Annotated in this window: 15 protein-coding genes; 3 read left to right on the top strand and 12 right to left on the bottom strand. The window is 32.0% G+C overall.

The window, feature by feature from the left end; genetic code table 11:
* Positions 1–5 precede the first annotated feature (5 nt).
* Complete coding sequence (ffh, locus tag P8H50_RS02945) at positions 6–1334, bottom strand: signal recognition particle protein (RefSeq protein WP_300205437.1); 1329 nt, start codon at positions 1332–1334, stop codon at positions 6–8.
* 200 nt (positions 1335–1534) lie between these two features.
* On the bottom strand, positions 1535–3553 hold the full coding sequence (locus tag P8H50_RS02940) for a hypothetical protein (protein ID WP_300205435.1): 2019 nt from the start codon (positions 3551–3553) through the stop codon (positions 1535–1537).
* Between the two features lie 119 nt (positions 3554–3672).
* On the opposite strand from P8H50_RS02940, the gene P8H50_RS02935 reads away from it, so the two are divergent.
* From P8H50_RS02935 to P8H50_RS02925, 3 genes are all read left to right on the top strand, one after another.
* A complete protein-coding gene (locus P8H50_RS02935; RefSeq protein WP_300205434.1) occupies positions 3673–4188 on the top strand; it encodes a sigma-70 family RNA polymerase sigma factor in 516 nt (171 codons plus the stop codon).
* Between the two features lie 68 nt (positions 4189–4256).
* Entirely contained in the window at positions 4257–5153 is an 897-nt protein-coding gene (locus tag P8H50_RS02930; RefSeq protein WP_300205432.1) for a FecR family protein, read from the top strand.
* 52 nt (positions 5154–5205) lie between these two features.
* Positions 5206–7443, top strand: a complete 2238-nt coding sequence (locus P8H50_RS02925; protein ID WP_300205430.1) for a TonB-dependent receptor plug domain-containing protein — start codon at positions 5206–5208, stop codon at positions 7441–7443.
* Positions 7444–7475: 32 nt separating this feature from the next.
* Here P8H50_RS02925 and P8H50_RS02920 read toward each other — a convergent pair whose 3' ends face one another.
* From P8H50_RS02920 to ykgO, 10 genes are all read right to left on the bottom strand, one after another.
* Complete coding sequence (locus tag P8H50_RS02920; protein ID WP_300205428.1) at positions 7476–8390, bottom strand: arginine deiminase family protein; 915 nt, start codon at positions 8388–8390, stop codon at positions 7476–7478.
* Between the two features lie 62 nt (positions 8391–8452).
* A complete protein-coding gene (locus P8H50_RS02915; protein WP_300205426.1) occupies positions 8453–9739 on the bottom strand; it encodes a citrate synthase in 1287 nt (428 codons plus the stop codon).
* Between the two features lie 172 nt (positions 9740–9911).
* Complete coding sequence (eno, locus tag P8H50_RS02910; protein WP_300205424.1) at positions 9912–11204, bottom strand: phosphopyruvate hydratase; 1293 nt, start codon at positions 11202–11204, stop codon at positions 9912–9914.
* A gap of 152 nt (positions 11205–11356) precedes the next feature.
* Positions 11357–12460 (bottom strand): glutamine-hydrolyzing carbamoyl-phosphate synthase small subunit, encoded by a 1104-nt coding sequence (gene carA / locus P8H50_RS02905; protein WP_300205422.1) that lies wholly within the window; start codon positions 12458–12460, stop codon positions 11357–11359.
* A gap of 96 nt (positions 12461–12556) precedes the next feature.
* Positions 12557–13027: a 50S ribosomal protein L17 gene (gene rplQ / locus P8H50_RS02900; RefSeq protein ID WP_300205420.1), complete on the bottom strand. Its 471-nt coding sequence runs from the start codon at positions 13025–13027 to the stop codon at positions 12557–12559.
* A gap of 117 nt (positions 13028–13144) precedes the next feature.
* Positions 13145–14137, bottom strand: coding sequence for a DNA-directed RNA polymerase subunit alpha (locus P8H50_RS02895; RefSeq protein WP_300205418.1), 993 nt, complete (start codon positions 14135–14137; stop codon positions 13145–13147).
* Between the two features lie 95 nt (positions 14138–14232).
* Entirely contained in the window at positions 14233–14838 is a 606-nt protein-coding gene (rpsD, locus tag P8H50_RS02890; protein ID WP_300205416.1) for a 30S ribosomal protein S4, read from the bottom strand.
* Positions 14839–15029: 191 nt separating this feature from the next.
* Complete coding sequence (gene rpsK / locus P8H50_RS02885; protein WP_300205414.1) at positions 15030–15422, bottom strand: 30S ribosomal protein S11; 393 nt, start codon at positions 15420–15422, stop codon at positions 15030–15032.
* 109 nt (positions 15423–15531) lie between these two features.
* Positions 15532–15906: a 30S ribosomal protein S13 gene (gene rpsM / locus P8H50_RS02880; RefSeq protein WP_076732134.1), complete on the bottom strand. Its 375-nt coding sequence runs from the start codon at positions 15904–15906 to the stop codon at positions 15532–15534.
* Between the two features lie 2 nt (positions 15907–15908).
* On the bottom strand, positions 15909–16025 hold the full coding sequence (gene ykgO / locus P8H50_RS02875) for a type B 50S ribosomal protein L36 (protein WP_076732133.1): 117 nt from the start codon (positions 16023–16025) through the stop codon (positions 15909–15911).
* Positions 16026–16048 lie beyond the last annotated feature (23 nt).

Genomic DNA, 16048 nt, shown 5'->3' with positions numbered 1-16048 from the left:
ATGAGTTACCTCATGTTTTTCATTGCATTCATCATTGCTTTTCCTTTTCCACCTTGCATCATTTTCATCATCTTAGACATTTGGTCGAACTGTTTTAGTAGTTGATTGACTTGTGTTACAGATGTTCCAGAACCTTTTCCTATTCGTTTTTTTCGACTTGCATTTATTACAGACGGATTGGTTCTTTCCTGAACTGTCATGGAGTGTATAATAGCTTCTATGTGCTTAAAAGCGTCATCGTCTATATCTACATCTTTCATCATTTTTCCTGCTCCAGGAATCATGCCTACAAGATCTTTCATATTACCCATTTTCTTGATTTGCTGAATCTGTTTTAAAAAATCATCAAACCCAAATTGGTTTTTGGCTATTTTCTTCTGTAATTTTCTTGCTTCTTCTTCGTCAAATTGCTCTTGGGCTCTTTCAACTAAAGACACAACATCTCCCATTCCAAGAATACGGTCTGCCATACGAGAAGGATAGAAAATGTCTATCGCTTCCATTTTTTCACCTGTACCAATAAATTTAATAGGCTTATTGACTACAGATTTAATAGAAATGGCAGCACCACCACGCGTATCACCATCTAATTTTGTTAGAATTACACCATCAAAATTCAAGATATCGTTAAAGGCTTTTGCTGTGTTTACAGCATCTTGACCTGTCATAGCATCTACAACAAATAACGTCTCTTGTGGCTGTATAGCTGAATGAATATTAGATATTTCTATCATCATGGCTTCATCTACCGCCAAACGACCAGCTGTATCTATAATCACTACATTATGTCCATTTTCCTTGGCATGAGCAATACCTGCTTGCGCAATAGTTACTGGATTTGTGTTCCCTTTGTCACTATAAACATCTACATTAATTTGGCCTCCAACTACGTGTAGTTGATCAACTGCAGCAGGACGATACACATCACAAGCTACTAATAAAGGTTTTTTAGATTTTTTAGATTTTAAAAAGTTTGCTAATTTACCAGAGAACGTTGTCTTACCAGAACCTTGTAAACCAGACATTAATATCACTGTTGGTGCTCCAGATAAATTAATACCTGCAGCATCTCCTCCCATTAATTCGGTTAATTCGTCCTTAACAATTTTAACCATTAATTGCCCTGGCTGTAATGTTGTTAAAACGTTAGATCCTAAAGCCTTATCCTTTACTCTGTTGGTGAATTCTTTAGCAATTTTAAAGTTAACATCGGCATCTAAAAGTGCACGACGTACTTCTTTTAAAGTCTCCGCAACATTTACTTCTGTAATGCTGCCATACCCTTTTAGTACGTGTAGAGCTTTATCTAACTTTTCACTTAAATTATTAAACATATTATTTAGTATTCGGTAATCGGATTGCTGTTGGCAATCTGACTAGTTTATAAGAATAGCAAATTTATGAATTTGAAGTGTATAAATGAAGTATCTTAATTAGAATTTAAGACAAAAAAAAAGAGCTATCAATTAAGACAACTCTTTTTAATAAATAACCAACTAAAAAAGTAATTATGGCATTACTTTATCTTTTAAAATTAATTACAATATCTATCTAATACTATCTCGTTGTCACTATTGTTTACATCGTGCAAAATAATTTGTTCTGCGGAGCACTCTACTACAACATAGTCTCCATCTAATACCTGAACATTACCACCAGAAATATTAGAAATTGTTAACATTACTGCATCTCCATTTTGTGAAGTTGTCCAATTACCAGAGTATGATTCACTAGGAGAAGCTATTACTAAATTCTGTGCATCCATGAAATCTATATAAAAAATATTAAAACCTGCACTACCGTTGTAAAGTGCGATTTGCCATTCGCATTCCATTAAAATTCCATCTACATCACCTTCTGTACACATACCACTATTTATACATTCCTGTTCTATAACCATAGTTATATCACCTTGATCCATTTGCAAACGGTCTGGATCGCACTCAACCACTAACCAGTTACCTGAAATAGCTTGAATATTTGGTCCGTTTACACCATCAAACTCTACCCAAACACCATCGTTTGTTTCGCTTGTTGACCATGTTGATGTAATGGTTTGTCCGTTACCTGTGATGATTAATACACCATTATCTTGAAAATCTAAATCGTAAGTAATTAAATCGTCACTAGCATTGTAGTTAACAACATTCCAAGTACACTCTACTAAATAAGCATCTACATCGCTTTCACTACATCCAGAAGTATTACAGTTTTCTGTATTTAAATAAATTTCGAATACTTGATATTCGCTACTATTATTAAATAATTCTACTCTAATATAAATAGTTTGCGGATTAGAAATTGCCATATAGGCTTGAGGATTCGCAATAGGATTAAATTCTTGTTGCGCATCGGAAAGTGAGAAGTAATAGGTTACATTAAAATTGTTTGGATTTACACAATCTACCCAAGCTTCTGTTAAATTAAACGTGCCAAATCCATTAGCACCAGCACATTCTGTTAGCTCAAAATCTTCACCTTCAAAACACTCAAACGGATTATTAATTGAGCAATCCTGCTCCATGACAATAAAATTATTTCCATTTTCTAATTGTAAAATACCTTCACCACATTCTACAATTATCCAATCTCCATAGATATCATCCCAATTAGTATCAAAAGTAAGCACAAAACTGCCATTACTTTCTGTAAGTGTCCATGTGCCTTGATGCACAACATTACCATTTAGGGTTACTGTAAACTGGTTGTTTTCTAAAAACTCAAAATCTTTATCTATTATAGAACCACTGTTACCATTATAATTTACAATATTCCAAATACATGCTTGCAAAGCAATTTCTATAGAATCTTGTGTGCAATCATCGTCATTCCAATCGTTATCATCGTCTTCATCACAATCATCTTCAGCCTCACTAATAGTTATTTCTAATTCTTGGTTATTATTAACTTCTACTGTTGAGCCATCACTTAAAATTATAGTTACTGGAAAATTTAAACTGGCCAAAACACCACCTTCTAAATTTTCTATAAAGTTATAAAGTGCTTCATCATTATTTATTGTTACTGTTTCTGTTACTTGAAAATTAGCATCGTATATAGAAAATGTAATTGGATACTGAAAATCTATACATTCTATATCGTCATCCTCTTCATTTTCACCAGAGCATTCTTCAATAAAAGTTCCTAGTTCGGTATCATTTGTTATTGTAACTACTGTATAATCATTTAAAGTTATGGTTATCGGAAATAAAAATTCAATGTCATCAATATCAGAATCAAACTCATCGAAAATAGCTTCTACTACTTCGTAATCTTCTTCGCTATCAATAATCAAATCAACTCCATTTACCGTTATAGTTACTGGCAAATTTATTAAAATGCAGTTGGCGCTATCTAAAATATTATCTAAAGAGCCATCCAAAGCAGCAGTGTTTTGCATTATTATAGCCAAGTTGGAATTCTCGATAATAGTCTCTTGATCGTTAGGTGGTGTTATTTCTGTAATTTCATCTTGACAGGCGAATACAGTCATTAATATTATAAGTAAACCTATTGTGTTTTTACTAAATAATTTAAGTGATTTTAAAATCATGATTTTAAGTTTTAAGGCGTTTGTTGTTTTGCATTATTTAATATTAAAACAATTTACTTTTAAAAATTCCTAGCTCTGTATTTGTTTTTTTTTACTTTTAGAAAGTTTTTAAAACAACTATGGCAAAAAAATTACATGAGAATATTTGTGACGAAATTCGCTTTAATGCACTCTTTAAAAAGCATGCGAAAGATCTAAGCAACTTCTTATATTATAAATTTGGAGACCATTTAAATCCTAAAGATAAAACTCAAGATGCGTTTATAAAACTATGGGAAAACTGCAAAAAAGTAGCTCCAGATAAAGCGAAGAGTTATCTCTTTACTGTAGCAAATAACCTTATGCTTAATGAAGCTAAACACCATAAAGTTGTTTTAAAACACCAACAAACAAAACCAAAACACCATACTAACGAATCTCCAGAATTTGTAATGGAGGAACAAGAGTATATGCAAAAATTACAAGCTGCACTTTCTAATTTAACAGATGCGCAACGTATTGCATTTATGATGAATCGCGTGGAAGGAAAAAGACACAAAGAAATAGCGGAACTTTTAGGAATTAGCACTAAAGCTGTAGAAAAACGAATTTATGGTGCTTTAAAAAAACTAAGAGAAGATATAAAAGAATTATAATGCTTGTTAACATTTAATCTCTGGTAGGAATTTTTAATATATAGTTGTTATATACTTGAATGATAATTATGGAACAAGAAGATTTAATAAAAAAATGGTTAAACAACAGCCTGAATTCTCAGGAGTTTGAAGCTTTCAAAAAGCTTGAAGACTTCAGCGAATTAAGTAGGTTGGATAATGCTTTACAGCAATTTAAACCACAAGATTTTGAATCTAACACTGAATTAGAAAAATTACAATTTGCCCTAAAGAAAAGAACCAAACAACAAAACAAATGGCTAAAACCGTTTATACAAATTGCCGCAATTTTAGCCATTTGTGTTGGGTTCTATTATTTTACATCCAACTTAGAAACTAATTTCAACACAGAATTAGCCCAAAAAGAAAATATTTTATTACCAGATAACACAACAGTAAAACTAAATGCTAAGTCTACTTTAGCATTTAATAATAAGAATTGGAAATCTAGCAGAGCTATTGATTTAACAGGAGAGGCTTACTTTAAAGTATCGAAAGGCTCAAAGTTTACCGTTCATACTTCGGCTGGAGATATATCTGTTTTAGGCACAGAATTCAATATTAAGGATAGAGACAATCTTTTTGAGGTTGTTTGCTACGAAGGCTCTGTTAAAGTTGATTATAATAAAATAAGTCGCATTTTAAAACCTGGAGAAAGTTTTTTAGTTCTGGACAACAAAGTAGTAGAAAAGCCTAAAACTAAAAATACAAGTCCGTTTTGGATTAATAACGAATCTAATTTCAAAAGCATGCCGTACTCACAAGTTTTAGCTGAGTTTGAAAGACAATACAATGTTACATTTAGCGTTGATGATATAGACGCTAATGAAGTGTTTTCAGGTGGTTTTCCACATAATAATTTGGACAATGCTTTGCAAGCTATAACTATTCCACTTAACTTAGCCTTTACAAAAAACAATAATAAGATATCGCTAAAGCGTGAGTAAAAATAGTACGTTCACTCTCTTAATAGTCCTATTCCTTTTTAGTTTTATTAGCGTGAATTCACAAACTTTTAAAACTGAAAAAATTCCACTTGGAATCGTTTTAAAAGCTTTAGAAAAACGTTTTGATATAAGGTTTACCTATGCAGACAAAACTATAGAAGGTGTTGAAATAACTGAACCATCAATGCTGCTTTCTTATAATGATGCCATAACTTATCTTAGAACGAATACCAATCTAAATTTTAAAATTATAAATAGTCGATTTGTTGCTATTTCTCCTAGCAGAAAAGTTACAAGACCTATTGAACCTCTTGAAGAAGTTTTACTAACCACCTATTTAACTAGTGGAATTACAAAAACTAAAACTGGTGAAATAGTAATAAACCCAGACGATTTTGGCATTCTTCCTGGATTAATTGAAGCCGATGCTTTGCAAACCGTTCAAGCTTTACCTGGTGTTATAAGTATGGAAGAAACCGTCTCTAACTTAAACATACGAGGTGGAACACACGACCAGAATTTAATACTTTGGGATGGTATAAAAATGTATCAATCTGGACATTTTTTTGGTTTAATATCTGCTTTTAATCCTAATTTAATTTCTAATGTTGTTGTTTCTAAAAATGGAACAAGTGCCTTATATGGAGATGGTATTTCTAGTACAATAGATATGCGTTTAGATAACGATATAAATGAGGAAAGCACAGCAGGCTTGGGTTTAAACTTAATTCAAGCAGACGCATACACAAAACTGAAGTTAAAAGGTAATATGGAATTACAGCTTTCTGCAAGACGCTCAATAACAGATGCTTTAAACACACCAACTTACCAACAATATTTCACTAGAATATTTCAAGACTCAAATATTGAGGATGCTTCAGAAAGCAATCAAAATTCTACTTCTAACGAAACTTTTTATTTTTATGATATTAGCGCAAAACTACTTCATGACCTATCAAATAAAGATAAATTAAGATTTAGTTTTACTACTATTTTTAATGCGTTAGATTATTTAGAAAACAACTTAACATCCACATTAAAGAGCGATATAACACAGTATAACCTTGCCGCTGGCATTAACTACACGAGACAATGGAGTAAGTTTCTAAGTAGTGATGTAAGATTTAATATCTCAGACTACAAGTTAAAGTCTAACAACTTTAATCCAGATACCAACCAAAGCTTACAACAAAATAACGAAGTACTAGACCAAGGTATAACTTTACAGCTTAAACTTGATTTTAACGAACGCTTACGTTGGATTAATGGTTACCAATATTCTAATGTTGCAACAACAAATTTAGAGAACATTAGCAACCTTAATTTTAGTAATAACAACGAAAATACAGTTGAAACTCATTCAACTTTTAGCGAGTTTTCTTTTTCATCTTATAATAATAAAACACATTTAAAAGTTGGTACTCGAAGCAACTATTATAAACCTTTTAATGTTTTGCTTCTTGAACCGCGTTTAAGTGTCAATCATAAATTGTTTAAACATTTAAAAGTTGAGTTATTAGGTGAATTTAAAAGTCAAGTAACTTCTCAAGTTATTGATAGGCAAAACGATTTTTTAGGTATAGAAAAGCGACGATGGGTTTTAGCAAATAATACTACAAGACCCATTACAGAAAGCAAACAAGCTTCTGCAGGTCTACATTACAATAAAAACAAACTTTTAGTAAGCGCAGTAGTTTTTACAAAAAAAGTTAATGGCATAACTACTAGAAGTCAAGGATTTCAAAACCAATATCAAGACATAAATGCCATTGGAAGTTATAAAACAAAAGGCCTTGACTTTTTAATAAATAAGCAATTTAATAATATAAGTACATGGCTAAGCTACTCTTTAAACAATACTAAATATAATTTTCCTACCTTAAATAACGCACAAGATTTTAATAGCAATACAGCTATTTCCCATGCCTTAACTTTTGCTGGAACCTATACTATTAATCACTTAAAATTAGCGCTTGGTTTTAATTGGAATTCTGGAAGACCAACTACTATTCCTAATACACAACAACCTATTTTTGATAATGCTATAAATTATAATATGGCTAATAATACAAATCTTGATGACTATTTTAGAACTGATTTTTCAGGAACCTATAATTTTAATTTTGTCAAAAACACAAAAGCAGAATTAGGTTTTTCTATTTGGAATCTTTTAAACCGAGAAAATACTATTAATAGCTACTATATTTTAAACAATGATAATTCTATATCCAGAATAGATAATAAATCGCTTGGGTTTACACCTAACTTAAGTTTTAGAGTCGTGTTTTAGCTACTGAAACTTTCCAAAAAAACAAACTACTTTTAATCCCTTATTAAAGGCATCGTGCTGCAACGCAGTAAACCTTCTTGTTTTGCAATTTCAGCATAAGGAACCTCTTCTACTATAAAACCATTTTCGCGAAGCCAAGTATTTAATCTTGTAAAGTTTTTTTCAGAGATAATAACATTTTCAGAAATTGAAAATACGTTACTATTCATGTTATACATTTCTTCTTTAGTGATAATAAAACAATTGTCTTCACCGAAATAATTTAAAAGCCATTTGTACTCTTCTTCTTCAAGAAAACCTTCTTTATGTAAAATTGCTTTATTTGTTCCTATAGGTTGAAAACAACAGTCTAAATGTAAAGCGTTGTCTCTTGGGTTAGTTTGAGATTTTCTTAAGTTAAAAGACTTCACTTTTTTATGAGGAAAGGTTTGTTCTAAAAAAGCAACACCTTGTATGTTAGTTCTCGCTACAATATAGTCTGCATAATCTGCTTCTCTGTAAGTACCTACAAAAATAAAATCGTTCCAAGGCATAACGTCTCCACCTTCAATATGCACTTCTGCTGGTGGACGAATAACTTTATCTGGATTAATTTTATCTATAACATATTGTATAGCATCTAACTCTTCTTCCCTTTCTGGTAAAACATTGGCTTTTACAAAAACGTCGTCTATAACAAAAGCAATATCTCTAGCAAAAATTTGATTGCAATTTTCTATTAATTTTGGCCTATAAACGGTAACATTATACTTTTTAAAAACGTTAGCAACAGCTTCCATTTCTTTAATCATATCTGCTTCTACGGGATAGGTTCCTGCTTTTATATGCTCTGCAGATTTTGGATCATAGGCTTGTTCCAACTTTGGTGTTGGGCCATTACTTATTGCTGTTCCTAAAACGACAGCTCTAAGTCGTGAAGTTTCGTTTTTTATATTGAGTTTTAACATGTTCACAATATAGAAAAAAGCTTCATAATTTCTTATGAAGCCTTATAAATAATCATTTTATTTTATCTTTTTTCAACACTTTTATATGGTCTGTAGTTTTCTCCAATATAAACTTGTCTTGGTCTTCCAATTGGTTCTTTACGCATTCGCATTTCTTTCCATTGTGCAATCCAACCTGGTAAACGACCCAACGCAAACATTACTGTAAACATTTCTACAGGAATACCCATAGCTCTGTATATAATACCAGAATAGAAATCTACATTTGGATATAATTTGCGTTCTACAAAATACTCGTCGCTTAAAGCTTCAGTAGCTAAACCTTTTGCAATATCAAGTACTGGATCTTCAATTCCTAAATCTGCTAATACTTCGTCTGCTGCAGTTTTTATAATTTTTGCTCTTGGGTCGAAGTTTTTATATACTCTATGTCCAAAGCCCATTAGACGGAAACTATCATTTTTGTCTTTTGCTTTTGCCATAAACTTTTTAGTATCGCCTCCATCTTCTTTAATAGCTTCTAACATTTCTAAAACTGCTTGATTTGCACCACCATGTAATGGTCCCCAAAGTGCAGAAATACCTGAAGATATTGAAGCAAATAATCCAGTATGAGCAGAGCCAACTATTCTAACAGTAGATGTAGAGCAGTTTTGCTCATGATCTGCATGTAATATTAATAATTTATCTAATGCATTTACTAATATTGGATTTTGAATGTAGTCTTCGTTTGGCTGCTTAAACATCATTTTTAGTATGTTTTCTACGTATCCTAAACTTTTGTCTCCATAGTCTAATGGTAAACCTTGTTTTTTTCTAAGTGTCCATGCAACTAAGACTGGGAACTTACCTAAAATTTTAACAATTGCTTTATACATGTCTTCTTCAGACTCAACATTAACCGAAGATGGATTAAAAGCAGTTAATACACTTGTTAGAGATGACAAAACACCCATTGGATGTGCCGACTTTGGAAAGGCATCTAATATTTTTTTAATGTCCTCGTCTACTACAGATTGTGATTTTATATCTGTATGAAATTTATCTAGTTGTGCTTGAGTTGGGAGTTCTCCAAAAATCAACAAAAATGCAACTTCTAGAAAATCTGCTTTCTCTGCTAATTCTTCTATTGAATAACCTCGATATCTTAAAACACCTTCTTCTCCATTTAGAAAAGTAATAGCACTTTCACATGCTCCTGTATTTTTATATCCTGGATCTATTGTTGTTACTCCACCTGTTGCAGATCTTAATGTTTTTATATCTATTGCAACTTCATTTTCTGTTCCTACAATTAAAGGAAATTCGTGCTTTTTTCCGTCTATTTCTAACGTAGCAGTTTTTGACATATTGTTATTGATTTTACTTGTTTTTTGCTAAATGCTAAATTACAAAACATGTCGCGATTTTTTACACTTCTTTACAAGGATTTAACAATTACAACATTGATAAAAGTTATAAATGTAAAAAAGCCTTTCAGTATAGAACTGAAAGGCTTAAATAATATATTAAAGATAAAATTTAAACTATTTTAAAAGCATTCATTTTTGGATAATAAGCTACTTCTCCTAATTCTTCTTCAATTCTTAAGAGTTGATTGTATTTTGCCATACGATCACTACGTGAAGCTGAACCTGTTTTAATTTGTCCGCAATTTAATGCAACAGCTAAATCTGCAATGGTATTATCTTCTGTTTCTCCTGATCTATGAGACATTACAGAGGTATATCCTGCATTGTGTGCCATATTTACGGCAGCAATAGTCTCTGTTAGAGTTCCTATTTGATTTACTTTTATTAAAATTGAATTCGCAATGTTTTGTTTAATTCCTTTAGACAGACGCTCAACGTTTGTTACATACAAATCGTCTCCAACTAATTGAACTTTGTCTCCAATTTGCTCTGTTAAGTATTTCCATCCTTCCCAATCGTTTTCATCCATTCCGTCTTCAATAGAAATAATTGGATAATTTCTAGATAATTCAGCCAAATAATCAGCTTGTTCCTTGCTTGATCTTACTTTACCAGACTCGCCTTCAAATTTAGTGTAATCATATTTTCCGTTTACATAAAATTCTGCAGCTGCACAGTCTAAAGCAATCATTACATCGTCTCCTAATTTGTATCCTGCATTGTCAACAGCTTTTTTAATAGTATCTAATGCATCTTCAGTACCTCCTGCTAGATTAGGTGCAAAACCACCTTCGTCTCCTACAGCAGTACTTAAACCTCTATCGTGTAAGACCTTTTTAAGGTTATGAAAAATTTCTGTTCCCATTTGTAAAGCGTGAGAAAAATTATCTGCTTTTACAGGCATTACCATAAACTCTTGAAATGCTATTGGTGCATCACTGTGCGAACCACCATTAATAATATTCATCATTGGTACAGGTAACGTATTTGCACTAACTCCACCTACATAACGATATAATGGCATTCCTAATTCTGCTGCTGCTGCTTTGGCTACTGCTAAAGAAACACCCAAAATTGCATTTGCTCCTAACTTAGACTTGTTTGGTGTACCATCTATTTCGCACATTAAAGTATCTATGTAGTTTTGCTCAAATACATTCACTCCTAACAGCTCTTCAGCTAATATAGAATTTACATTATCTACAGCTTTTGTTACACCTTTTCCCATGAATTTATCACCTCCATCTCGTAACTCTACAGCTTCGTGCTCACCTGTGGATGCTCCAGATGGTACTGCAGCTCTTCCTAAATAACCGTTTTCTGTTTCTACATCTACTTCTACTGTTGGATTTCCTCTTGAATCGAAAATTTGTCGTGCATGGACGTTGATAATAATACTCATAATTGGTGATTTAAATTTATTTAACTATCAAATTTACAGTTTAATTCTGTGTTCTTTATAGAATACATTTCAGAATTAAATAAAAAATTGTCTATATCGTTTTAGTAAAATTGAAAAAGCAATAGAAAATACATTCTATTGCTTAATTCGTATTAATTTTTCTTAATATTATTAATGAATTGATCAAATAAATAAGTAGAATCATTAGGTCCTGGACTAGCTTCTGGATGGTATTGAACAGAAAACACATTCTTAGATTTCATTTTAATACCAGCAACTGTATCATCGTTTAAATGTACGTGTGTAATTTCAACATCAGGATGCGCCTCTGTTTCTTCTCTGTTAATAGCAAAACCATGGTTTTGTGAAGTAATCTCTCCTTTTCCTGTTACTAAATTTTTAACAGGATGATTAATGCCTCTGTGACCATTGTGCATTTTATAAGTAGAAATGCCATTTGCTAAAGCTATTACCTGATGTCCTAAACAGATACCAAATAAAGGCAAATCTCTTTTAATAATCTCTTTAGCAAGTTCTTGAGCTTCAATTAAAGGCTCAGGATCACCTGGTCCATTTGACAAGAAATATCCATCTGGATTAAAAGCTTCAAGGTCTTCAAATTTAGAATTATAAGGAAAGACTTTTATGTAGGCATCTCTATTAACAAAATTTCTTAAAATGTTCTTTTTAATACCTATATCTAAAGCTGCAATTTTAACTGATGCGTTTTCATCTCCAACAAAATAAGCCTCTTTAGTAGAAACCTTTGATGCGAGTTCTAAACCATTCATGTTTGGAGTGTTTGCTAATTGTTTTTTTAATTCCTCGAGATTATCAACATCAGTAGAGATTACAGCATTCATTGCTCCATTATCTCTAATATAAGCTACAAGCGCTCTAGTATCAATATCTGAAATTGCTAATAGATTGTTTTTGTTTAAAAAGTCTTCCAACGAACCATCAGCTGCATCACGAGAAAACTCATAACTAAAATTTTTACATATTAGTCCTGCGATTTTAACAGATTTAGATTCATTTTCTTCGTTTTTAACTCCATAATTACCTATGTGCGCGTTGGTGGTAACCATTAATTGACCGTAATAGGAAGGGTCTGTAAAAATCTCTTGATAACCTGTCATTCCTGTATTAAAACACACCTCTCCAAAGGCGCTGCCTTCCCTTCCTACTGCTTTTCCATGAAATATAGTTCCATCTGCTAATAGGATTAATGCTTTTTTAAGTTTTTGATATTTCATAGTTCTAATAGTTGTGTCAAAAGTTTTGCAAAAGTTCAAAAAAAAAAGGATAAACTAAAATAGTTTATCCTTTTTATATTAAATGCTTATTAACATTTATTCTTCTTCTTCGTTAGTTGCTTTAGTTTCTACTGGAGCTGCTGTTGCTTTTCCTCCACGACGGCTTCTACGAGTTGTTTTCTTAGCTTTATTATCTGCATTGTAGATTTCATTATAATCTACTAGCTCAATCATTGCCATATCTGCGTTATCACCTAAACGATTTCCTAACTTGATAATTCTTGTATAACCACCTGGACGATCACCAACCTTAGCCGCTACGTCTCTAAATAATTCTGTAACTGCTTCTTTTTGACGCAATTTAGAAAAAACTAAACGACGGTTGTGAGTTGTATCGTTTTTAGATTTAGTAATAATTGGTTCAACAAAACCTTTTAAAGCTTTTGCTTTAGCAACAGTTGTATTAATACGTTTGTGCTCTATTAAAGAACAAGCCATATTAGCTAACATAGCTTTTCTGTGAGCGGTCTGGCGACCTAAATGGTTTACTTTTTTTCCGTGTCTCATGACATTTGTTTTATCATCTTGCTACCAAACTCTTCTATCGAGGAGCAAAATATGATTATTAATTAAATTTTTGATTTGAGATTTACGATTTATAGAAATCTAAAAATCATAAATACTTTAGTCTTTGTCTAGTTTGTATTTAGATAAGTCCATACCAAAGTTTAAACCTTTAACATTTACAAGCTCTTCTAGCTCAGTTAAAGACTTTTTACCAAAGTTACGGAACTTCATTAAATCGTTTTTATTGAAAGACACAAGGTCTCCTAAAGTATCTACTTCTGCAGCTTTTAAACAGTTAAGTGCACGTACAGATAAATCCATATCTACTAACTTAGTTTTTAATAACTGACGCATGTGAAGAGACTCTTCATCATAAGTTTCAGTTTGTGCAATTTCATCGGCTTCTAATGTAATACGCTCATCAGAGAATAACATGAAGTGGTGAATTAAAGTTTTTGCTGCCTCAGTTAACGCATCTTGAGGTGTAATAGAACCATCAGATTGGATTTCGAAGATTAATTTTTCGTAATCTGTCTTTTGCTCTACACGGAAATTCTCGATACTATACTTTACATTTTTTATTGGTGTATATATTGAATCTGTAAAGATTGTTCCTATAGGCGCTGAAGCTTTTTTGTTTTCTTCTGCTGGAACATAACCTCTTCCTTTTTCAATTGTAATTTCCATGTTAATATTCACTTTAGGATCTAAGTTACAGATAACTAAATCTGAATTTAATACTTGAAATCCTGAGATGAATTTTTGAAAATCTCCTGCGGTTATTTTATCTTGACCTGAGATAGAAATAGATACAGACTCGTTATCTACATCCTCAATTTGACGCTTAAAACGCATTTGTTTTAAGTTCAAAATTATTTCTGTTACATCTTCTACTACTCCAGCAATTGCTGAAAATTCGTGATCAACACCTTCTATTCTAATAGAGGTAATTGCAAATCCTTCTAAAGAGGATAATAAAACTCTTCTTAAAGCATTTCCTACTGTTAGACCATAACCTGGTTCTAGAGGTCTGAATTCGAATTTACCTTCGAAATCAGTAGAATCAATCATGATTACTTTGTCAGGCTTCTGAAAATTAAATACTGCCATTTTTTGTCTTCGTTTTGATTGTTATTTAGTTGCGCGATTTAAAAGTTTGAAGAGCACTAATAAATCCTTTGGCCAAATACCAATATGATTAATTATTATTTAGAGTATAATTCTACTATAAATTGTTCGTTAATGTTCTCTGGAATTTGAATTCTTGCAGGAATAGAAACATAAGTTCCTTGTTTAGTTGCACTATTCCAAGTAATCCATTCGTAAACACTACTTGAATTAGATAGTGATCTTTCAATAGTCTCAAGAGACTTAGATTTTTCTCTAACTGCAACTACATCTCCAGCATTTAATTGGTAAGAAGGTACATTTACCAACTCTCCATTAACTGTAATGTGTCTGTGAGAAACTAATTGTCTTGCCGCACTTCTTGTTGGAGCAACTCCCATTCTAAATACAACATTGTCTAATCTAGACTCACATAATTGTAATAAAACTTCACCAGTAATACCAGGTGCAGCCGTTGCTTTTTTAAACATATTTCTAAATTGACGCTCTAATACACCATAAGTATATTTAGCTTTCTGCTTTTCCATTAACTGGATTGCATATTCAGATTTTTTTCCACGACGTCTAGCGTTTCCGTGTTGTCCTGGAGGATAATTTCTTTTTTCAAAAGCTTTATCATCTCCAAATATAGCTTCGCCAAATTTACGCGCTATTTTAGTTTTAGGACCAGTATATCTTGCCATTTTAAATTGTTTTGTGAGAGTGCTTGTGAATTAAGGTCTTAATCTTATCCTTCGACGAGCGTTGATCTCTCTAATTGATACTTGTTAATTTTTTTAAAGTCTGCAAATTTACACAAAAAAATTAACATCAGCTATTTAATATAGCTGATATTAATTTATGCAGTGTTTTGTATTAACGTTGTAAAACGCTGTTATACTCTTCTACGTTTTGGAGGACGACATCCATTATGTGGTAATGGAGTAACATCAATAATTTCAGTTACTTCAATTCCTGCATTATGAATAGAACGTATAGCAGATTCTCTACCATTACCTGGTCCTTTAACGTATACTTTTACTTTTTTTAATCCAGCTTCTTTAGCTACTCCTGATGCATCTTCTGCACACAATTGAGCTGCGTAAGGTGTGTTCTTTTTAGAACCTCTAAATCCCATTTTACCTGCAGATGACCATGAAATTACGTCACCTTTTTTGTTTGTTAATGAGATTATAATGTTGTTAAAAGACGCAGTAATGTGCGCTTCTCCAACAGATTCAACTATAACTTTACGTTTTTTAGTCGATTTTGTATTTGTCTTTGCCATATTTCTATAGTTCTAAGTAGTTAGTTGATAGTCGCTAGAATCCTAAACCTAAATAATTTCAAACAGATTCTTTCCAACGTCTAAACACTAAAGACCAAATTTCTAATTATTATTTAGTTGCTTTTTTCTTATTAGCAACAGTTTTTCTTCTACCTTTTCTGGTTCTAGAGTTGTTTTTAGTACGTTGACCTCTTAGAGGTAAACCAGCTCTGTGACGAATTCCTCTGTAACATCCAATATCCATTAATCGCTTAATGTTTAATTGTGTTTCAGAACGTAATTCTCCTTCGATAGTAAATGTTCCAACAGACTCACGAATAGCTGCTATTTGATCATCATCCCAATCTTGGACTTTAATACTTTCGTCAACTTTAGCTGTTGCTAAAATTTCTTGAGCTCTACTTCTACCTATACCGTAGATATAAGTTAGAGAGATAACTCCTCTTTTGTTTTTTGGTATGTCTACACCTGCAATTCTAGCCATAATTATCCTTGTCTTTGTTTGAATCTAGGATTCTTTTTGTTAATGACGTAAAGTCTTCCTTTTCTGCGTACGATTTTACAATCGACACTTCTCTTTTTAACTGATGCTCTTACTTTCATAAGTTTAGTATCTATAAGTTATT

Source organism: Lacinutrix sp. (assembly GCF_029238095.1).
Taxonomy (GTDB): Bacteria; Bacteroidota; Bacteroidia; order Flavobacteriales; family Flavobacteriaceae; genus Lacinutrix.
Note: the sequence above shows the minus strand (reverse complement) of the source record. Positions and strands in the feature narration are given on the sequence as shown.